The organism is Cypionkella sp. (assembly GCF_036782355.1).
GTDB lineage: Bacteria > Pseudomonadota > Alphaproteobacteria > Rhodobacterales > Rhodobacteraceae > Cypionkella.
The window spans coordinates 3,134-24,597 of sequence record NZ_DAIPZF010000044.1; the positions used below are offsets into that span (position 1 = coordinate 3,134).

The 21,464-nt window shown below is 60.1% G+C and carries 16 protein-coding genes; 12 read left to right on the forward strand and 4 right to left on the reverse strand.

Going from position 1 to position 21,464, the window contains the following annotated elements; all coding sequences use genetic code 11:
• Window positions 1-58: 58 nt before the first annotated feature.
• Both V7Q10_RS13825 and V7Q10_RS13830 read right to left on the reverse strand, forming a co-directional pair.
• A complete protein-coding gene (locus tag V7Q10_RS13825) occupies window positions 59-634 on the reverse strand; it encodes a YjbF family lipoprotein (RefSeq protein WP_333869710.1) in 576 nt (191 codons plus the stop codon).
• The gene (locus V7Q10_RS13830; RefSeq protein ID WP_333869712.1) at window positions 631-2,730 is read right to left on the reverse strand and encodes a YjbH domain-containing protein; all 2,100 of its coding nucleotides are present in this window, start codon (window positions 2,728-2,730) and stop codon (window positions 631-633) included. The genes V7Q10_RS13825 and V7Q10_RS13830 overlap by 4 nt, the downstream gene beginning before the upstream one ends.
• Window positions 2,731-2,960: 230 nt before the next feature.
• On the opposite strand from V7Q10_RS13830, the gene V7Q10_RS13835 reads away from it, so the two are divergent.
• Window positions 2,961-5,249 (forward strand): glycosyl hydrolase family 28-related protein, encoded by a 2,289-nt coding sequence (locus V7Q10_RS13835; protein ID WP_333869713.1) that lies wholly within the window; start codon window positions 2,961-2,963, stop codon window positions 5,247-5,249.
• Here the strand turns inward: V7Q10_RS13835 and V7Q10_RS13840 are convergent.
• Window positions 5,246-5,749: a pyridoxamine 5-phosphate oxidase gene (locus V7Q10_RS13840; RefSeq protein ID WP_333869714.1), complete on the reverse strand. Its 504-nt coding sequence runs from the start codon at window positions 5,747-5,749 to the stop codon at window positions 5,246-5,248. The two genes, V7Q10_RS13835 and V7Q10_RS13840, sit on opposite strands and share 4 nt — an antisense overlap.
• A 62-nt stretch (window positions 5,750-5,811) precedes the next feature.
• Between V7Q10_RS13840 and V7Q10_RS13845 the strand changes: the two genes are divergently transcribed.
• The 11 genes from V7Q10_RS13845 (at window position 5,812) to V7Q10_RS13895 (ending at window position 20,453) form a co-directional block, all read left to right on the forward strand.
• Complete coding sequence (locus tag V7Q10_RS13845) at window positions 5,812-7,461, forward strand: SulP family inorganic anion transporter (RefSeq protein WP_442885878.1); 1,650 nt, start codon at window positions 5,812-5,814, stop codon at window positions 7,459-7,461.
• Between the two features lie 314 nt (window positions 7,462-7,775).
• On the forward strand, window positions 7,776-9,740 hold the full coding sequence (gene acs, locus V7Q10_RS13850) for an acetate--CoA ligase (protein WP_333869717.1): 1,965 nt from the start codon (window positions 7,776-7,778) through the stop codon (window positions 9,738-9,740).
• 3 nt (window positions 9,741-9,743) lie between these two features.
• The gene (locus V7Q10_RS13855; RefSeq protein WP_333869718.1) at window positions 9,744-10,403 is read left to right on the forward strand and encodes an adenylate kinase; all 660 of its coding nucleotides are present in this window, start codon (window positions 9,744-9,746) and stop codon (window positions 10,401-10,403) included.
• Window positions 10,404-10,467: 64 nt separating this feature from the next.
• A complete protein-coding gene (locus V7Q10_RS13860) occupies window positions 10,468-10,725 on the forward strand; it encodes a DUF4212 domain-containing protein (RefSeq protein WP_333869719.1) in 258 nt (85 codons plus the stop codon).
• A gap of 15 nt (window positions 10,726-10,740) precedes the next feature.
• The gene (locus tag V7Q10_RS13865; protein WP_333869720.1) at window positions 10,741-12,513 is read left to right on the forward strand and encodes a sodium:solute symporter family protein; all 1,773 of its coding nucleotides are present in this window, start codon (window positions 10,741-10,743) and stop codon (window positions 12,511-12,513) included.
• Window positions 12,514-12,564: 51 nt separating this feature from the next.
• The gene (locus V7Q10_RS13870) at window positions 12,565-14,385 is read left to right on the forward strand and encodes a DUF294 nucleotidyltransferase-like domain-containing protein (RefSeq protein WP_333869721.1); all 1,821 of its coding nucleotides are present in this window, start codon (window positions 12,565-12,567) and stop codon (window positions 14,383-14,385) included.
• A gap of 12 nt (window positions 14,386-14,397) precedes the next feature.
• A complete protein-coding gene (locus V7Q10_RS13875; RefSeq protein WP_333869722.1) occupies window positions 14,398-14,919 on the forward strand; it encodes a hypothetical protein in 522 nt (173 codons plus the stop codon).
• A gap of 1 nt (window position 14,920) precedes the next feature.
• A complete protein-coding gene (locus V7Q10_RS13880) occupies window positions 14,921-15,310 on the forward strand; it encodes a response regulator transcription factor (protein WP_333869723.1) in 390 nt (129 codons plus the stop codon).
• Window positions 15,311-17,383, forward strand: coding sequence for an exonuclease domain-containing protein (locus tag V7Q10_RS13885; RefSeq protein WP_333869724.1), 2,073 nt, complete (start codon window positions 15,311-15,313; stop codon window positions 17,381-17,383).
• 27 nt (window positions 17,384-17,410) lie between these two features.
• Window positions 17,411-18,094: a fumarylacetoacetate hydrolase family protein gene (locus V7Q10_RS13890; protein WP_333869725.1), complete on the forward strand. Its 684-nt coding sequence runs from the start codon at window positions 17,411-17,413 to the stop codon at window positions 18,092-18,094.
• A gap of 136 nt (window positions 18,095-18,230) precedes the next feature.
• On the forward strand, window positions 18,231-20,453 hold the full coding sequence (locus V7Q10_RS13895) for an NADP-dependent isocitrate dehydrogenase (protein ID WP_333869726.1): 2,223 nt from the start codon (window positions 18,231-18,233) through the stop codon (window positions 20,451-20,453).
• A gap of 241 nt (window positions 20,454-20,694) precedes the next feature.
• Here V7Q10_RS13895 and V7Q10_RS13900 read toward each other — a convergent pair whose 3' ends face one another.
• On the reverse strand, window positions 20,695-21,429 hold the full coding sequence (locus tag V7Q10_RS13900) for a 16S rRNA pseudouridine(516) synthase (RefSeq protein WP_333869727.1): 735 nt from the start codon (window positions 21,427-21,429) through the stop codon (window positions 20,695-20,697).
• Window positions 21,430-21,464 lie beyond the last annotated feature (35 nt).

The window sequence follows — 21,464 nt, forward strand, 5'->3', positions numbered from 1 at the left end:
AGTTTAAACAGTTCTGAGATAATTTAAATAGTCCATTCTTTCCGCCTGCGGATATTTTCTACTCGATTATGGCAAATCCGCCATCCGTGGAGATCCACTGTTTTGAGGCTTGCAGGTTGCTATTTCCATCAAAGACAAAGCGGTTACGAAGGACTGTTTCAGCATTTCTACAAACTTCGTCTAAGGTCAGTTGCGTGGCTGTGTTAGATGAGGTCTCCACACTGCAGGTAAATGATTGGGTAATCAGCCGATCTGTGCCATCAAGTTCATTATATACACGACTGTGATCCCTCAAAGCCTTAATCGTCGCCAGTGATGGGGCCTGTGCTGACATGAGATCAGGTCCAAACCCACGCGTACCGATAATCATACCATCCTTGATGAAAACCTGTGGGCCATCCGAAACAGCCCAAATCTCAACGTCCTCAAGGATTTCGGTCTGCATAATCATAAACTTGACGCCACGATTTAGCAGGCCCATTTGGCGTTGAGGAGCCCCGGGTTCAGCGGTCACATGCAGCTGTGGAGTCTCAAGCCCGCTCGCTTTCGACATCACAGTGTTGAGAGCAGCTGAATTGCAGCTTATCAGCGTCAGAAATACCAAAATTAGTGGCGCAATGCGGGTTATCATCATTTCCAAAATCTTCCCCAAGCCGCGTCAAGTTTGCTTTGCTGGTTGCTGCGTATTGTTTCATAAAGCCGGTTGTTGACCCGCAGCTTGGCTCCTCCGTCGCGGGTAATCGGGCGTAGAACCATGCCAGCGACTTTCTGGGTTGGGCGGCCCAAGAACCAAGCCAAAGGCAGGTCGATGCGGATGCCTTTGTCAAACGAGCCTTCGCCGAATTCCTTGGCCGACATGCTGGTTTTGGTGACAAAAGCCCCCACCCGCATGCCATTGGCAAATTCGCGGTCCAGCGACAGCGTAGCCCCAACATCCCCCGCCAGATAGCGCCCGACATCCAGTTGCGCCTGAAAGCCATTGCGCAAATCATAATAGCCCGAGATATGGCCGTTCAGGCTGCTATAGCTTTGCAGGCCAAAGCGTTGATCGAAATCACGCTGTTTGACGTAGTTCAGCTCTAGGCCCAAGGCATAGGGTTTGTTGACCTGCTGCCATAGCAGCTCGGTCGAGAGACCTGCATACATTGCTTCCAGATAGCCAGCCGTGACGCGGGTATAAAGGCTGCCAGAGGGTTTGGCGTACCAAGCCAGGGTCAGGGTTTCCAGCGCGGGGTCGCCTTGGGTGGCGTAAAGGGCGGCATCGCTGCGGACTTTGTGGCGTGCGATGGAATTGGACAAGCGTTTGCTGTCGATGGTGCCCGCCAGTTTCTTGGTGAGAGCCCCTGAAAGGAACAGGCCCGGTGCGATGTCATAGCGCGCCGAAAACCGCAGTCCAAGGTCGGCTTGCAATGGGGCATTTGGGTCAAACAGCGAGGTCGCCACATAGGGTGCAAGCCCGTAGTTCAGCTTTGGATATAGGCCTTGGCCCCGCAGCGCTTCGGCAGGCATTGGTCCAAGTGCAGGCAGAATTTGCGCGCGCGCGCGGCTTTGGGCGGCTTGGTCAGCATCAAATTGCAGGTCTTCCAGATCGCTGCGCGCGATGACGACCTTTGACAAGCCAATGCCTTGCTTGACCGGCACAATTTCAAAACTGCGCACTGAGGCCGGCATCACCGTGGCCAAGGCGCGGGCGCTGCGGCCGATGGCTTGCGGCGCGTTGTCGATTTGGGTGTTGCGGATGCGGATCTCGGCGGTGGTGGCGGTGACGGCCAAAGCCTCGATCACGATGCCGTCTTTGGCCAAAATCGCTTGGGTCTGATCGCGCAGCCGCGTCAGATCGAACGCTGTGACGACGGTCGCATCACTCCAGCCTTGGGCGGCGCTGCTGGGGCGCACGGGCAGCGGGCCGGGCCCTGCTTGGCCGCCTGTTGGGCTGCGAAAAGGATCCAGCTGAAAGCTGAGGGTAAAGCCGATTTTGTCACCGTAAAGCGAATAAAGTCCCAGTTTGGCACCGGTTTTTGTGCGGTATTCGGCACCAAAGTTGATTGGGGTTTTGCGGTCAAAGGTTTTGCGCAGACCGGATTCTACCCGATAAATATCCGAGGAATATTCGGCCTTGAGGCTGATTTTATCGCTGACGACATATTCAATGCCGCCAAAGGGGGCGACATCGCCCTTGAACCATTCACCTGTGCGCAGATTGCCGCCCAAGCCCACGGCGACGCGGGAGCGCGCACCAAAGGGCGCGCCGATTGCGTTATAGCTGCCCAAGCGCCCCCAGCCGAGGCCCGCCGTTAGCTTCAGCTTTGGGCCCAAGGATTTGGTTGCAACGACATATTCGCCTGAAAACACGCCGGTGCCGATAAAATCCTGCATGCCAATGGTCAAATTCGGCAGATAGCGCCCCTCGGTCAGCAGTTGGTAGCGCAGATCAAAGCTGCGGTCGAAAAGCGTGCTGGGGGCGGTGCTGGACCCCCAGTTTTTGATGCTGGAGTAGCGAAAGCTGCCCGAAAGCCGTGGCGTGATTTGAAAGCTAAGTGTGGTACGCGCCGTTGGTCCAAAGGCCGAGCGGGCGATGCTTAGGGTGCCATCGCTTTGCTGTTCTGCGCTGGGCATATCAATCAGGCCGCTGACGCCATTCATCGACAAAGAGGCGGGGGTCTCTGCCACGGCTGGCTGCGCGGTTATCGCGCCAAGCGCAAAACAAAAGACTGTTTTATAAAATGTCATAACGCGCCTTACGATGAACCCACTCACTCACATGTGAATAAACTCTAAACGCTCCGCGCTGCTCTGGCTACCTATGCTTTCAAAAACCTGACCACTGTGGCGCAAAGGTTAACCCCCTAGCCGCAGCGCACGCCGATCTTAGCCTGCGTTAACGCCTTCTTTGTAGCCTTTCGGACTTGACCGCCCGCCTGTTGTGGGGGTGCGCACAAGCAAAAGGGGCATGACACGCGATGAATAAGGCAATTACCGAAGGTTTGGTTCTGATGCCGCCGCCCTTTGTGGCGGGCTTGGATCTGTGGTCGCGTGAAGATGGCAGGTCAGGGCAGGGCAGCTATGACGATTTTGCCACGGCGGCCTTTGTGCCCGCCGATCAGGATTTTGGCGGCTGTCTTGAGCTGATGAAGACCACCTCGGTGCAAAAGCTGCGCTGTTTTCAGCAAATTCCCTATCTGCCGGGGATGTATTTGCGCGTCACCACGCGGATCAAAGCGATCAGCGGCGCGCTGCCTGCGGTGCGGATTGCGGGCTGGGCGGGCAATTCGGCGGGGGCAAATGTCGCCTCTGCGGTGCAGCAGGGGCCCAGCGTGCAACTGACCGGCTATGGCAAGCCGGTGACGATTTCGGCGATCATCGGTTCGGGCAACCGCGCAGGGGTTGATATGACTTGGGGCGTTGCGCCGGTTTATGGCCACTTTGGGATTGATCTGACCGGCGCCACGGGCGGCGTCGTGCGGATCGAAGATGTCACCATCGAGGATGTAACCTCGGTTTTCCATGACGAGATGTTCAACTGGGTCGATGTGCGCGATTATGGCGCAATTGGTGACGGGGTCAGCGACGACCGCGCCGCCTTTGAGGCCGCAGATACCGCCGCAAATGGCAAAACCGTGATCGTCTCGCCGGGCAGCTATTACATCGGCTCGCATCTGACTTTTGACAATCCGGTCAAGTTTGAAGGCGTGATCACCATGCCCGATGCGATGCGGCTGGCCTGCACGCGCAACTATGATCTGGACACCTATGCCGCCGCCTTTGGGTCCGAGCTGACGGGGTTCAAAAAAGCCCTGCAAGCGCTGTTTTATTTCACCGATCACAATATGCTGGATCTGGGCGGGCGGCGGATCGAGCTGACCGAGCCTTTGGATATTGCCGCCTTGGTGGGACTGAGCAGCTTTACTCAGCGCCGGGTGATGTCAAACGGCACGCTTGTGGCGCTGGCAAGTGCCGCTTGGGGGCTGACCACAGCGACGGCGACGGCCACCTATGCGCCCAGCAATGTCTATGATTTGACCGGCGTCAGCAATATCGGCACGATACCGGTGGGGGCTTTGGTGACGGGCGCGGGGGTGGGGCGCGAGGTTTATGTGCGCTCAAAAAACACCGCGACCAATACGCTGACCCTAAGCCAACCGCTGTGGGGCGGGGCGGGGACGCGCAGTTACAGCTTTACCCGCTTTAAATACATGCTGGATTTCTCGGGCTTTGACGTCATGTCTCGCTTTGAGATGCATAATATCGAATTTAGCTGCAACTCTTTGGCAAGTGCGGTGTTTCTGGGCGATCGGGGTTCGGTCATGGTGATGAATGACTGTGCCTTTAACCAGCCGAAAGACCGCGCGATTACTTCGAAAGGCACGGGCTGTCAGGATTTGCATGTTGACCGCTGCTTGTTCTATTCCAGCGAGGAGGGGCTTTTGGTGCAAGATCGCAGCAGTGTGGCGATCAACACCAATGCCAATGACGTTAAAATCCGCAACAATCGGGCCTCGCGCTTTGCCCATTTTGCGGTGGTGGCGGGGCAAAACACCGTCTTTGTCGGCAACCATTTCTTTGCAGGAGATGGCGCCGATGTCGGCCTGCGCAAAGCGGGGGTTGTGCTGACCTATCCCAATTCGAAGACCTATTTCACCGGAAATTACATCGACAATTGCTTTATTGAACTAAGCAATGAACACGATGCTTCTCCCGACTTTTCCAGTGAATTCACCTTTGGCGCGGTGACGATCACCGGCAATATTTTTATCTGCCAGCATTGCGCGCCGTGGTTTTCCTATATTGTTGTCACCCCGCGCGGGCCGGGGCATTCGATCAGCGGGCTGAATGTCACCAGCAATGTTTTCTCGGCCCGCCAAGGCAATATTGATCGGGTGGACCGCGTCGACACCAGCTATGCCAATCTGACTTTTACCTCATTCAAGAACATCAACTTTCAGGAAAACACCTTTAACGGCGTGGTGACGCGGTCGTTAAGTCCTTTGTATATCCAGCATGTACAAGCCACGGCCTCGACCATTTGGACGGTGGATACGGCGGGGCAATTGCCCTTTGCCGGACGGGCGCGCAATTTGGTCTCTGTCGTGGCAGAGGGGGCGCTGACAACCGCAACAGGGGCGGTGCAATGGGTGACGCCCTATTGCGAGGTGGAACAAAGCACCGGCGCGCAAAGCGTCAATCTGAGATGGCCGGTGGCGGTGAAGGGGCGGGTGCAGGCGACGATTCGCTGCGATAACCCGGCCTAAAGCAGATCGGCTGCGCTAAGTTGAAAGGCGCGCGCAAAGCCTGCGTTCAAAAGTGCAGAGACGGGGTGCAGCCGCACAAAGCTGAAATCGGCGAAATCTATGTAAAGGGCTGCCTTCGGGTGGCCCTTTAGCCATTCTGCCCGCAGCGCCGCCCGGTTTGGGTCGCTGGCTGCGATAAACTCGGCGCGGGCGCGCAGCATCAGGCGCGGATGCGTCAAGGCATCGCCGCGCGCGCCCACCTCGCCCAGCATCACCGCGCAATCGGGATGCGCGCGCAGCGCCGCCACATGCGGCGCCAGTGCCGAGATCAGCGTCAGCGGCACGCCCTCGGGCGTGAGGCCAAAGCCGATGCGGCTGATCCCCGGGGTTAGCGTCTCTGGGTCGGTCCAAGCCAAAGCGGCGTGGTTTGCGCCCGCCAACAGCGCCCGCGCTTGGGCGCGTGCGGCGTCATCTGCGGCGGAAACCGGGTCGGGGCGCTGTGGGGCAGAATTTGCGGACATGATGGCCTTGCTTGACGAATGCCCCTGAGAGGCGTTTGTGTAGGCCATATTAACAGGAACGCATGATGACCCCAAGTCCCAGACAACCCGCCAGCGAATTCACCCCCAAGCTGATCACCACCTTTCGAGAGGGTTACGGGCTGGGGCAGCTGCGCGCCGATGTGGTGGCGGGGCTGACGGTTGCGATTGTGGCGCTGCCTTTGTCGATGGCGATTGCGATTGCCAGCGGGGTCGGGCCCGAGCGCGGCTTGTTCACCGCGATTGTGGGCGGCTTTATCGTGTCTTTGCTGGGCGGATCGCGGTTTCAGATCGGCGGGCCTGCGGGGGCGTTTATTGTGCTGGTGGCGGCCTGTGTGACGCAGACGGGGGCGGCGGGGCTGGCGCTTGCGGTGCTGTTGTCGGGCGCGATGCTGTCGGTCTTGGCGCTGCTGCGGTTGGGCAGCTATGTGCGGTTTATTCCCTATCCGGTGACGCTTGGCTTTACTGCGGGCATTGCGGTGATCATCTTTGCCAGCCAGATCAAAGATCTGTTTGGGCTTTCGCTGCTGGGCGAGCCTGCGGCGATCTTGCCGAAACTTGCAGCGCTGTGGGAGGCGCGCGCCAGTTTGAACGCCAGTGCGGCGGCGGTGGCAATCGCCACGATTGCGCTGATTGTCGGCATCAAGCGGATTTCGCCCGGCCTGCCCAATATGCTGATTGCGGTGGCGGTGGCGGGGCTGGCGAGTTTTGCGTTGCAGCTGCCGGTCGAGACGATCTATTCGCGCTTTGGCGATTTGCCGCGCAGCCCGCCTGCGCCCAGTCTGCCGCCGCTGTCGATGGATCTGGTGATGGTGGCGCTGCCTTGGGCTATCAGCTTTACCCTGCTGGGTGCGATTGAATCGCTGCTGTCGGCTGTGGTGGCCGATGGTATGTCGGGGCGCAGGCACCGGCCGAATGCCGAGTTGCTGGCGCAGGGCGTGGCCAATATCGCCTCGGCGCTGTTTGGCGGCATTTGTGTGACGGGCACGATTGCGCGCACCGCAACCAATGTGCGGGCGGGGTCGAAAGGGCCGGTCTCGGGCATGATCCACGCGGTGTTTGTGCTGCTGTTCATGCTGATTGCAGCGCCTTTGGCAGGCTATATCCCCTTGGCGGCCTTGGCGGGGCTGTTGGCGGTGGTGGCTTGGAACATGGCCGAGAAGGCCGAGTTCTGGCATTGTTTGCGCGCCAGTCGCGCCGATGCGGTGGTGCTTTTGGTGACCTTTGGTCTGGTGGTGTTCCGCGATCTGTCCGAAGGCATTGTCGCAGGCTTTGCGCTGGGTGGGTTGGTGTTCATTCACCGCATGTCAGAGGCGGCTTCGGTCGAGGCGCCGGTGGTGACCGAGCCTTTGTCGCAGTTCCCTGATTTGGCCGTTCACCGCCTGCACGGCCCCTATTTCTTTGGTGCGGCAGCACGGCTTGGCGCGGCTTTGGATCAACTGGCCGAGGCCCCGCGCGGGCTGGCGGTGGATTTCACCGATGTGCCATTTATCGACAGCACCGGTGCGCATTCCTTTGCGCTTTTGGCGCAGAAAATGGCACGCAAGCACGAAATCTTGTATCTGATCGGCGCGCGCCCCGAGGTGGCAAAGGCGCTGAAACAGGCGGGGCTTGCCGCCCCCGAAGCCTGCTTTGTGGATTCTTTGGCAGAGCTGAATTCAGCTGATTCGCAACCGCGAATCACAAAGGCTTGATCAGCGCATTGTGCGCGCTGGTTTGAGTCGCGCGCACAGGCCAAAGCCCGCTTGGGGCATAGACTTTGCCACTTTATGCGGCGACATGGTGCGGCTTTCAGCTTTGCAGGGCATAAATTCATTACCACTTTTCATAAATTTTACAAAATTCACCATCAGCTTTGTTAATTTATTGACAAAATAATCACGCCTGCAAAAAGAGTTATCAAAATTTTTACAATCGCGCTATCATGGTCCAAAGAAACGGGGGAGCCCTGCCACGCTGGCAGGCCGTTTGGTAAGCGCATTTGCGCGACTGGGAAAAGGAAAGTTTCATGTCGGATCACGCTCAGGCAGAGCTGAAATACACAGCCTCAGATGATTTTATCGCCAAGGCGCATGTGAATGCAGTCCAATATGCGGCGATGTATCAGGCCTCTGTCGACGACCCGACGGCGTTCTGGGCCGAGCAAGGCCAGCGGATTGACTGGATCCAGGATTACACCAAGGTCAAAAATACCAGCTTTAAGCGCGGCGAAGTCTCGATCAAATGGTATGAAGACGGCACGCTGAACGTCTCGGCCAATTGCATTGACCGTCATATGCTGACCCGCGCCAATCAAACCGCCATCATCTGGGAGCCCGATAGCCCATCGACGCCTGCGCTGCACATTACTTACGCGCAGCTGTTGGAAAACACCTCGCGGATGGCGAATGTGCTGAAAGAGCAGGGCGTTGGCCGTGGCGATCGGGTGGTGATCTATCTGCCGATGATCCCAGAGGCTGCCTATGCGATGCTGGCTTGTGCGCGCATTGGGGCTATTCATTCGATCGTTTTTGCGGGCTTTTCGCCGGATGCTTTGGCCAACCGGATCAATGATTCCGAAGCCAAAGTGGTGATCACCTCTGATTTCGCGCCGCGTGGTGGCAAGAAAACCGCGCTGAAAAGCAATACGGATGCGGCGCTGTTGCATTGTGACGATCATGTCAAATGTCTGGTGGTCAAGCACACCGGCGATCAAACCTCTTGGGTCGAGGGTCGTGACATTGACGTAAAGGCGGCAATGGCTGCGGCAAAGCCCTATTGCCCCTATGTCGAGATGGGTGCCGAAGATCCGCTGTTTATCCTTTACACCTCGGGGTCTACCGGCAAGCCGAAGGGGGTTGTGCATACCTCGGGCGGCTATCTGGTTTATGCGGCGATGACGCAGCAGATGACCTTTGATTACCATGACGGCGATGTGTTCTGGTGCACTGCCGATGTGGGTTGGGTGACCGGGCACAGCTATATCATCTATGGCCCGCTGGCCAATGGGGCGACGACGGTGATGTTTGAAGGTGTGCCAACCTATCCAGACGCGGGCCGCTTCTGGGAGGTTTGCGCCAAGCATAAGGTGTCGCAGTTCTACACCGCCCCCACGGCTATTCGCAGCCTGATGGGCATGGGCGCTGAATGGCCCGCCAAGCATGACCTGTCCAGCCTCAAGCTGCTGGGGTCGGTGGGCGAGCCGATTAACCCCGAGGCTTGGAACTGGTACAACATCCATGTCGGCAAGGGCAAATGCCCGATTGTCGATACCTTCTGGCAGACCGAAACCGGCGGTCATTTGATCACGCCGCTGCCCGGCGCTGTGCCGCAAAAGCCGGGGTCGGCGACGCTGCCGTTCTTTGGCGTGCAGCCGGTGATCCTTGATCCGGCCAATGCCGTTGTGCAATCGGAAACCGTGGCTGATGGCGTGCTGTGCATCGCCGACAGCTGGCCGGGGCAGATGCGCACGCTTTGGGGCGATCATGCGCGGTTTGAAGAAGCCTATTTCGCGCAATATCCCGGCTATTACTTTACCGGTGACGGCTGCCGTCGCGATAAGGATGGCTATTACTGGATCACCGGCCGCGTTGACGATGTGATCAACGTCTCGGGGCACCGCATGGGCACGGCCGAGGTCGAAAGCGCGCTGGTCGCCCACCCCAAGGTCGCGGAATCTGCTGTGGTTGGCTATCCGCATGACATCAAGGGGCAGGGGATTTACGCCTATGTCACGCTGATGGGCGGCGAAGAGCCCTCGGACGCGCTGCGCAAAGAGCTGGAAGCTTGGGTGCGCACCGAAATCGGCCCGATTGCCAAGCCAGATCTTATTCAATGGGCCCCCGGCCTGCCGAAAACCCGCTCGGGCAAGATCATGCGCCGGATTTTGCGCAAGATTGCCGAGAATGACTTTGGCGCGCTGGGCGATACCTCGACGCTGGCCGATCCTTCGGTGGTCGATGATCTGATCGCCAACCGCATGAACAAGGCCTAAGAGATGGCTGCTGTTCTGATCCTTTTGGGCCCACCGGGGGCTGGCAAAGGCACCCAAGCGCGGATGCTGGAAGAAGACTTTGGTCTGATCCAGCTGTCGACCGGGGATATGCTGCGCGCGGCGGTGGCCTCTGGCTCGGCTGCGGGGACGCAGGCGCGCGCGGTGATGGCTGCGGGCGGTCTGGTTTCGGACGAGATCGTTCTGGCGATTTTGGCCGAGCGGATGGCACAGCCCGATGTGGCCAATGGCATCATTCTGGACGGCTTTCCCCGCACCAGCGCGCAGGCCGCAGCGCTTGATGTGCTGCTGGCGGATGCGGGCCTGCGGGTGACGGCTGCGATCAGCCTAGAGGTCGATGACGCCGCTATGGTCGCGCGCGTGTCGGGCCGCTATACCTGCGCCTGTGGCGAAGGCTACCATGACGAATTCAAGCGCCCCACAGCTGCGGGCGTTTGCGATAAATGCGGCGGCACCGACTTTAAACGTCGGGCCGACGATAACGCCGAAACTGTGGGCGAGAGGCTGAAAGCCTATCATGCGCAGACGGCACCGTTGATCGCCTATTACGAAGGCAAAGGGGTTCTAGAGCGGATCGATGCGATGGGAGAGATCGCAGCTATCCGCAAGGGCCTTGGCGCAATCGTGGCAGGGGTTTCGGCGTAACGGGAGGCCTGTCATCCAAGCAATCGGGTGGCGGGAAGGGATATAACACAGGGAGTAACATGCTATGGCGGACAATACCTCGTCCAACGCCTATTGGGCAGCGAACAAGCAGATCATCAGCGTTTGTCTGGTTATCTGGTTCGTTTGTTCTTTCGGCTTTGGCATTCTGCTGCGCCCGATGCTGTCGGGTATCGCTGTCGGGGGCACTGACCTCGGCTTCTGGTTTGCTCAACAAGGCTCGATTCTGGTCTTTCTTGGTCTGATTTTCTTCTACGCGTGGAAAATGGGCAAAGTAGACAAAGAATTCGGCGTTGAAGAATAAGGGAGCGCAGAAATAATGGATCAGTTTACCCTCAATCTGCTTGTTGTCGGTGCGACTTTCGCGCTGTACTTCGGCATCGCGATCTGGGCCCGTGCGGGCACCACATCTGAATTCTATACCGCTGGCGGCGGGGTTCACCCCGTTCTGAACGGTATGGCAACCGGCGCTGACTGGATGTCGGCAGCTTCCTTCATCTCGATGGCGGGTATCATTGCTGCTGGCGGCTACGACACCTCGGCCTACCTGATGGGTTGGACCGGCGGCTACGTTCTGCTTGCGATGTTGCTTGCGCCTTACCTGCGTAAGTTCGGCAAGTTCACCGTGCCAGAATTCATCGGCGACCGTTTCTACAGCCAGTCGGCACGTCTTGTTGCCGTGATCTGTCTGATTGTGGCCTCGGTGACCTATGTTATCGGTCAGATGACCGGCGTTGGCGTTGCTTTCTCGCGCTTCTTGGAAGTGAAAGCATCGACCGGCCTTTATATCGGCGCGGCCGTTGTGTTCTTCTATGCTGTTCTTGGCGGCATGAAGGGCATCACCTACACGCAGGTGGCACAATACGTCGTTCTGATCTTCGCATATACCATTCCTGCTGTGTTTATCTCGTTGCAGCTGACGGGCAATGCGCTGCCACCTTTGGGCCTGTTCTCGACCCACATTGAATCCGGCATGCCTTTGTTGGCAAAGCTGGACCAAGTTGTGCAAGAGCTGGGCTTTGCCAAATACACCGGCCACAGCGACACCACTTTGAACATGTTCTTGTTCACCATGTCGTTGATGATCGGTACTGCTGGCCTGCCACACGTGATCGTGCGCTTCTTCACCGTGCCAAAAGTGGCTGATGCGCGTGCATCTGCTGGCTGGGCGCTGGTGTTTATCGCATTGCTTTACACCGTGGCTCCGGCTGTGGGCGCAATGGCGCGTTTGAACCTGATCAGCAACATCTATCCAAACGGCACGCAGTCGGACCCGATTGCTTATGAAGCCCGCCCAGATTGGATGAGGAACTGGGAGACCACGGGTCTGCTGAAGTTCGAAGACAAGAACGGCGATGGCTTGATCGAGTTCTATAACGACAAGTCGAAGAACGAAGACTTCAACGCTGCCGCAGCTGCAAAAGGCTGGGCTGGCAACGAGCTGACCGTGAACAACGACATCATGGTTCTTGCGAACCCTGAGATCGCACGGCTTCCAGGTTGGGTTGTGGCTTTGGTTGCGGCTGGTGGCCTTGCGGCTGCTTTGTCGACCGCTGCTGGCCTGTTGTTGGCAATTTCTTCGGCAATCTCGCATGACTTGATCAAGGGTTCGCTGAACCCGAACATCTCGGAAAAAGGCGAGCTGATGGCGGCGCGTGTGTCGATGGGCGTGGCGATTGCGGTTGCAACCTATCTGGGTCTGAACCCTCCTGGGTTTGCGGCGCAGACGGTGGCTTTGGCCTTCGGTCTGGCAGCGGCTTCGATCTTCCCTGCACTGATGATGGGCATCTTCTCGAAGCGCATCAACAACGTGGGCGCGGTTGCGGGCATGCTTTCGGGTCTGTTGGTCACCGTTGTGTATATCTTCTTGCACAAGGGCTGGTTCTTTATCCCAGATACCAACAGCTATACCGACGCGGCTCCTTTGCTGCTGTCGATCAAGTCGACCTCCTTCGGGGCTGTCGGCGCGCTGGTCAACTTTGCTGTGGCTTTCGCCGTGTCGCGGGCAACCGCAGCACCGCCACAAGCGATCCAAGATCTGGTCGAAGGCATCCGCATTCCTCGCGGTGCTGGCAAGGCTCAGTCGCACTAAAATCAATGGCGCGTCCCTTCGGGGGCGCGCTTTCCTGTTGGGGAGGCCGCTTTGGAAACCAGTTCAGCGATCATCGGTTTTCTGCAAAGCGTGCATCCTTATGACAGCCTGCCGCAGGACGAGTTGGTGCGTGTCGCCCATTCCTTCCGCCGCAGTGAAGTGCAGGCCGGCGCCGAGATTTACCATTTTGGCGCGCCGCTGGACGGGATTTATCTGATCAAAACCGGCTCGGTCGAGGTGCAGGATGCCTCGGGCGGCTTGGTGTCTTTGCTGGGGCCGCGCAACTCTTTTGGCGAGCGCGGGCTGATGCGCGACGGTCTGGCCGCGACCACGGCGCTGGCGCTTGAGGACTGCGTGCTGCTGCATCTGCCGGCGGCTGAATTTCACGCCCTGATGCAAAGCGCGCCGCCGTTTCAGCGGTTTTTCACCCGTGGCCGCGCCGGGGATCGGCGCAACACCGATCTTGCGATGCAGACCGTGGGCGATCTGATGACCGGCGATCCGCAAAGCTGCGGGCCCGAAGATACGGTGCAATCGGCCGCCGCCCGGATGCGCGATGGCAAGATTTCCTGTCTGGGTGTGGTCGAGGCCGGGGCCTTTATCGGGCTGGTCACCACCCGCGATCTGACTGGCAAGGTTTTGGCCGCCGGTCTGCCTGCCAGCACGCCGGTGCGCGCGGTGATGAGCGGCACGCCGATCAGCCTGCCGCCCGAGGCTTTGGGCGCGGATGTGCTGAACCTGATGCTGGAGCGTCGCATCGGCCATCTGCCGGTGGTCGAGGCGGGGCGGTTGATCGGCATGATCACCCAAACCGATATCACGCGGTTTCAGGCGACCTCTTCGGCGCAATTGGTGCGGGATCTGGCCGGAGCGCAAAGCGTGGCGCAGATGGCGGCGGTCACTGCGCGGATCCCGCAGCTTTTGGTGCAATTGGTCGGCGGCAATACCGCGCATCAGGTCACCACGCGGCTGATCACCGATATTGCCGATACGGTGACGCGGCGGCTTTTGGCCTTGGCCGAGGCGAACCTTGGCCCCGCGCCCGTGCCCTATCTTTGGCTTGCCTGTGGCAGTCAGGGCCGCCAAGAGCAAACCGGCGTGTCAGATCAGGACAACTGCTTGTTCATCGACGATGCCGCAACCGAGGACGACATGGCCTATTTCGCGGCGCTGGCGATATATGTCTGCGACGGTCTGCATGCCTGCGGCTATGTCTATTGCCCCGGCGAGATGATGGCGACCAATCCGAAATGGTGCGCGCGCATCAGCACTTGGCGCGGCTATTTCCGCCGCTGGATCGCCACACCTGACCCGATGGCGCAGATGCTGGCCTCGGTGATGTTTGATCTGCGCCCGATTGGCGGGACGGTGTCTTTGTTCAGCGATTTGCAGGCGGAAACCTTGGCCGAGGCGGCCGAGAACTCGATCTTTGTGGCCCATATGATCGCCAATTCGCTGACCCATACCCCGCCCTTGGGCCTGCTGCGCGGCTTTGCGACCTTTCGGTCGGGCGAGCATAAAAACCAGATTGATCTGAAGCATAACGGCGTGGTGCCGCTGACCGATTTGGGGCGGGTCTATGCCTTGATCGGGCAATCGGCGGTGGCCAATACCCGCGCGCGGCTGTTGGCGGCGGGCGATGCGGGGGTGATTTCAACCTCGGGCGGGGCCGATCTGCTGGATGCTTATGATCTGATCGCGCAGACCCGGCTTGACCATCAGGCGCGGCTGATCCGCGCGGGCAAGGCGGCGGATAACTTTATGGCGCCCTCTGATCTTTCGGATTTCGAACGCGCGCATCTGCGCGATGCTTTTGTGGTCGTGCGGACCATGCAATCAGCTGTGGGCCAAGCCCGCGGTGCAAGAACCTAAAGGAAACGGTTTATGTTTTGGGACTTTATCGGGATGATCGCCGCGGGCGCTGGGCTTGCGGGCCTTGTGCTTATGGTGCGAAAAGTCAGCCGCGGCATCTTGCCCAGCTGGACCATTCCGGCGGCGATTGGGCTGGGGATGCTAAGCTTTACCGTTTGGAATGAATACACTTGGTATCCGCGCGCCAGCGGTGCCCTGCCGCAGGGCGTGATCATTCTATCGGCCCCCGAGACCAAGCAGGCATGGCGGCCCTGGACCTATCTTTTCCCGATCCACCAACGCTTTGCCGCCTATGATGGTGTCAGCGCCAAGACCTCGCTGGAAAATCCGGCGATCCGTCAGGGCGAGGTGGTGCTGGTGCAGCGCTGGCAGCCCACCCGCCGCGTGCCGATTGCGGTGGATTGCGCCAAGGGTCTGCGCGCCGATCTGATCGAAGGTGCCGTGATTGTCGCCGATGGCACCCTGACCGGGGCCGAGTGGTATCCCGCCGCCGCAGACGATGCGCTGCAGCTTGCCGCCTGTCAGGCCAAGTAGCATGGCAAGCCCCGCGCAAAAGCCAAAGGTTCTGGTGATCGAGGACGAAGACAATATCGCCCTTGCGCTGGATTTTTTGATGACGCGCGAGGGCTATGCGCCCGACCGGATCGCCAATGGCGGCGAGGCGATGGCGCGCATCCGCGAAACCCACCCCGATCTGGTTTTGCTGGATGTGATGCTGCCCGAGATTTCGGGCTATGAAATCTGCCAAAGCATGCGGCTGGACCCAAATCTGTCGGATGTGAAGATCCTGATGATGACGGCGCGGGGCTCGGCGATTGAACGGCGCAAAGGCATTGCCTTGGGGGCGGATGGCTTTATCGCCAAACCCTTCGAGCTGAAAGAGCTGCGCGACGAGGTGCGCCGCCTGCTGGGCCAAGGCGGCTAGATGCGGGTCAGGCTACAGCTTTTTCTGATCTTTGTGGCGCTGGCGCTGGCGGCGCTGGCGGCGCTTTTGGCGGGGTTGTGGCTGGGCTATCATCATCTGGCGCAGGCGGGGGCGACGCTGGCCGCTGTGGTGCGCAGCGGTGTGATGGCGGGTTTTGTGCAGGCGGGCGTGGTTTCAGGCTTTGCGCTCTTGGGGCTGATGGCAGGGGTTTGGCTGCTGCTGGACATGCGCTTTGCCAAGCCGATTGATCAATTGGCGGGCGATCTGCGCGCCCGCGTGCATGGCGATGTGACCGCCGCCTTGCCTGCGCGCCAAGCCCTGCATCTGGGCGATCTTGGCCCTGCGGCGCGGGCGGCAAGTGACAGCCTTGCGCAGACCAGATCGGCCTTGGCCGAGGCGGTGGCGCGTGAAACCGCGCGGCTGTCGGGGGAAAACGCGCGGCTTGGGGCGCTGTTGGCCGATGTGCCGGCGGGGGTTTTGCTGTGTTCGGCCGATCATCGCATCGTGTTTTACAATGGCTTGGGTGTTGGGCTGTTGCGGGCAATCGGGCCGGCGGGTTTGGGGCGCAGCCTGTTTGACTATCTGCACGCGGGGCCGTTGCAGCATGCCTATGGCAGGCTTTGCGCCACGGGCGACGCCGATGCGGCCTCGGATCTTTTGTGCAGCACGCGGGCGGGGGCACGGGTGCTGGCGGCACGAATGCGGCTGTTGCAGCCCGAGGCGGGGGCGGCTGCGGGCTATGTTTTGACGCTGCAAGATGTCACCGCCGATCTGAACGCCGCTGCCCGCCGTGAGGCTTTGGTGGTCGAGATGTTTGACCGCTTTGGCCGCCCTGCCGCCAATCTTGCCACCCTGATCGAAGCGCTGCCCAACCCCGCTTTGCCGCCTGATTTGCGCGAGGCGCTGCAGGGCGAGGTGGCGCGGCTGGGCCAAGCGGTGACCGAGCTTTCGCAGCGTCACGATCAAAGTCGCGGCGAAGATTGGCCGCTGATGCTGACGCGGGCCTCGGATCTTTTGGACGGGGTTGCGGCGCAGGTGGCGGGCAGTGGCGTTTTGCTCAGCCAGAAAGCCGCGCCTTTGCTTTTGCATTGCAATGGCTTTGAGGTGATTGGTTTGCTGGCGCTTTTGGTGCGCAATCTGCCGGCGCGCCGGTTTCATCTTAGCCTTGAGGAAGACGGCTCTGACGCGCTGCTGCGGCTGTCTTGGCAGGGCGAGGTGCTGGCTCTGGCTGATCTGGAGGCTTGGCTGGCCCAGCCGATCGACCCTGCCATGCCCGAAATCAGCGGCCGCGCGGTCTTGGTCGCCCATGCCACCGACATCTGGCCCGAAACCACGGCGCAGGGTGCTGCGCTTTGTTTGCCTTTGCGGGTGGCGCGGCGGGAAACAGCGCGGCCTGATCCGGTGCTGCGCGATGTGGTTTATGACTTTGATCTGTTGTCGGGCGCGCGCAATGCCTCGGTCGCCGAGGCGCGGCTGGATGCGCTGACCTATGTGGTGTTTGACAGCGAAACCACCGGGCTTTTGCCCGATCAGGGCGACGAGGTGGTGCAGATTGCCGCCGTGCGCATTGTCAACGGGCGCAGGCTGAAGACCGAAGTGTTTGACATGCTGGTCAATCCGCAGCGCAAAATTCCCGCCGCCTCGACCAAGGTGCATGGCATCACCGACGCGATGGTTGCCGATGCGCCGCCGATGGCCGAGGTGGCGCGCCGCTTGCATGACTTTGCCGCGGGCGCGGTGCTGATCGCGCATAACGCGCCCTTTGACATGCAGTTTCTGCGCCGGATCGAGGGACAGATTGGCCTGCGCTTTGACAATCCGATTTTGGACACCGTGCTGTTGTCGGCGGTGATCTGGGGCCAGCACGAAACCCATACGCTGGATGCGCTGACCCATCGGCTTGGCATCACCATTCCTGAAGAGGCCCGCCACACCGCGCTGGGCGATGCAATCGCCACGGCGGATGCGTTTTTAAAGCTGTTGCCGATGCTGCAAGGCCGCGGCCTGACCCGCTTTGACGAGGTGCTGACCCAAGTGCGCCAGCACGGGCGGCTGTTGAAAGATTTGAACTGAAGACCCCTGCGATAACAAAGGTATGCTATGCCCGATCTTGTGATCCCCGCCCCGCGCGCGCCGCACATCCCCACCCGTGACGGCAGGGCGTTTCCGCTGCGCAGGGTCTATTGCATTGGCCGCAACTTTGCCGCCCATGCGGTGGAAATGGGCCATGACCCCGACCGCGAGCCGCCGTTCTTTTTCCAAAAGAACCCCGATAATCTGGATGCCTCGGGTCAGTTTCCCTATCCAGCGCAAAGCCGCGATGTGCATCACGAGGTCGAGCTGCTGATCGCGCTGAAATCTGGTGGGCGCAACATCGACGCAGCAAAGGCGCTGGATCACGTTTGGGGCTATGGCATCGCCTTGGACATGACGCGGCGCGATTTGCAGGGCGAGGCGAAAAAGCTGGGCAGGCCTTGGGAAATTGGCAAGGCCTTTGAACGCTCGGGCCCGGTTGGCCCGCTGTGGCCTGTGGCCGAGGTTGGGCACCTGACTGCGGGGCAGATTGCGCTGCGGGTCAATGGCGCGCTGCGCCAAGACGGCGATTTGAACCAGATGATCTGGAAGGTGCCGGAAATCATCACCTATCTTTCGCACTATTTCGAATTGCAGGCGGGCGATGTGATTATGGCGGGCACCCCTGCGGGGGTGGCGGCCGTGGCCATTGGCGATGTGATGGAGGCCAGCATTGCAGGCCTTGGCACGCTGGTGGTGACGGTGGTTTAGGCCAATCTGCGCGCAAGACCTTTCGTCTGCGCCGCTTCTTGCGTAAACTTCACCGCAAAGGGTTGCCGCTGCTGGCAGCTGACCGATGGCCCGGCTTGGGGCCGATTTCTCTAACCAAACAAGAACAGGTTCCGATATGACCAACCGCCCAACGCCCGACATCATTTACACCACGGTTGACGAAGCGCCGCAGCTTGCGGCGGCCTCGCTGTTGCCGATCATTCAGGCCTTTGCGGCGGCGGCGGGCGTCAGTGTCGGCACCCGCGATATCTCGCTTGCAGGCCGCATCATTGCGGCCTTCCCCGAGGGGCTCTCGCCCGAACAGCGCCAGCCCGATGATCTGGCCGATCTGGGCGCTTTGGTGACGAAGCCCAGCGCCAATGTGATCAAGCTGCCAAACGTTTCGGCCTCGGTGCCGCAGCTGGTGGCGGCGGTCAAGGAATTGCAATCGCAGGGCTATGCGCTGCCCGATTATCCCGAAGACCCGCAAAGCGAGGCCGAAAAAGAGGCGCGCCGCCGCTATGATGCGCTGAAAGGCTCGGCGGTCAATCCGGTGCTGCGCGAGGGCAACTCTGACCGCCGCGCCGCGATTGCGGTGAAAAACTACGCGATGGCGCATCCGCATTCGATGGGCACTTGGGCGGCAGACAGCAAGACCCATGTGTCGACCATGGCGGCGGATGATTTCTTTGCCAATGAAACCTCGGCCACGCTGACGGCAGCGCAGGCGGGGCCGGTGCGCATTGAGCTTTTGGGCGAAGATGGCGCGGTTACTGTGCTGAAAGATGGGGTGAAATTCCCTGAAGGTGCGGTCGTGGATGCAACCTTTATGTCGGCGCGCGCGCTGCGGGCGTTTTTGGATCAGCAGATTGCGGCCACCCAAGCCCAGGGCGTGCTGTTTTCGTTGCACCTGAAGGCCACGATGATGAAGGTCTCGGACCCGATCTTGTTTGGCCATGCGGTGCGCGCGTATCTGGCACCAGTGTTTGACAGCTATGGCGCGGTGTTTGATGCGGCTGGTATCAGCGCAAACGCAGGGCTTGGCGCGATGCTGGAGCGGATTGCCGAACTGCCGCAGGCAAGCGAGATTTTGGCAGCGATTGACGCCACGCTTGCCAGCCGCCCGCCGCTTTATATGGTGAATTCCGATAAGGGCATCACCAACCTGCATGTGCCGTCTGATGTGATCATCGACGCCTCGATGCCCGCACTGATCCGTGCAGGCGGCAAGGGCTGGGGCCCGGATGGCCGCGCGGCCGATACCAATTGCGTCATTCCTGACAGCTCTTACGCCGTGGTTTATGACGAGGCGATCCGCTATTTCAAGGAAACCGGCGCGCTGGATCCGGCCACCGCTGGCACGGTGCAAAACGTCGGGCTGATGGCGCAAAAGGCCGAAGAATACGGCAGCCACCCCACCACCTTTGAAGTGCCGCATGCCGGCACCGTGCGGATGGTGCTGGCCAATGGCGAAGTGCTGCACAGCCACAAGGTCGAGGCAGGCGACATCTGGCGCTCGGCCTCGGCGCGCAAAGCGCCGATCGAAGATTGGGTGCATCTGGCGATTGCCCGGCAAAAGGCGGAAAACTGTCAGGCGATTTTCTGGCTGGATGCGGCGCGCGCGCATGATGCGGAACTGATCGCCTATGTCAAACCGCTGCTGGCGGCGGCGGGTGTGGCCGATAAGTTCCAGATCCTTGCCCCGCGCGAGGCGACACGGCTGTCGCTGGAAACCATTCGGCGGGGGGAAACCTCGATTGCGGTCACCGGCAACGTGCTGCGCGATTATCTGACCGATCTGTTCCCGATCCTAGAACTGGGCACCTCGGCCAAGATGCTGTCGATTGTCAAACTGATGCAGGGGGGCGGCATGTTTGAAACCGGAGCTGGCGGCTCGGCGCCCAAGCATGTGCAGCAATTGGTGCAGGAAAACCATCTGCGCTGGGACAGTCTGGGCGAGTTCTGCGCGCTGGGCGAAAGCCTGAAGTTTCAGGCAGAGCTTTCGGGCAATGCAAAGGCGCTGATCTTGGGCAAAGCCGTGGATGCGGCCACCCAAGCGATCTTGGACAATGACCATTCGCCCAAAGCCAAGATCGGCCAGACCGACAATCGCACCAGCCATTTCTACTTTGCCTGGGCTTGGGCGGCGGCGATGGCTGCCCAGACTGAAGACGCGGGTCTTGCCGCGCATTTCGCGCCTATTGCTGCGGCCTTGGCGCAAAACGAGGCGAAGATCCTGGCCGAGTTGACGGCAAACGAAGGCAAGCCTGTGGATCTGGGCGGCTATTATCACGCCGACCCCGCGAAGACCGCCGCCGTGATGCGGCCTTCGCAAACCTTTGTCGGCATCATCGGATAAATCAGCCGCTTTGCTGCCCCAAAACCAAGCCAACCGCCTGACCCGCGGTTGGCTTTTCCGTCCAGCTCGCCGCGCTCAGGCGGCAGAGGGGGGGCATCCGATTGCGGATCTACAATCACGCCCGCCCAAGTATCTGCGCCCGCCTGCCTAGCCCTCATCTTCCGTGCGCGCCTCACCAAGATAGGGTTTGCAAAGACAAGCTCGCGCTGCGCTTGGCACAGATGACCAAAAGCGAGAGGCCTTAGAGAAAGATCGAGGCGATCTCTTCAGCATCCAGCAGCTTCCATTGGCCGGGAGCCAGCGTCTCGGGCAGAGCAAGGCCGCCTAAGGCTTCACGGTGCAGCGAGACCACATGGTTGCCAGTGGCCGCAAACATGCGTCGCACCTGATGATAGCGCCCCTCTGTCACATGCAGCAGCGCTTCGGTGTCCGAGATCACCTCCAGCTTGGCTGGCGCCAGTGGCTTATCCTCGCCCTCCAGCAGCAGTTCCCCTGCCGCAAACAGCGCCGCCTCTTGGCCTGAAAGTGGGCGGTCCAGCTTGGCACGATAGGTCTTTTTCACATGCCGCTTGGGGCTGATGACACGGTGCAAGAGCGCGCCGTCATCGGTCAGAAGCAAAAGCCCCGAGGTCTGCTTGTCCAAGCGGCCAATGGTCGAAATCGCCGGATCGCGCCGCCGCCAGCGGTCTGGCAGGATGTCATAGACCAATGGGCCCTGTTCTTTGTGCGAGCAGGTCATGCCCAAAGGTTTGTGCAAAAGAATTACCAGCCCCGCCACCGGATCGAGCGCTGCCCCGTCAATCTGCATCCGGCGCGGCAAATCGGGCGTGATCGCGATGCGCTGGCTGACATCGAGCAGATCGCCGCCGTCCAAGCTAATGCCGCCGGCCTTTGCCATCCGCGCCATATCCTTACGCGAGCCGTAGCCCATCGAGGACAGCAGCTGGTCCACGCGTGCGGTGGCTGGCTTGGTCATATCTGGTTCCTTCACTGTCCCAAAGCGCTGGTACA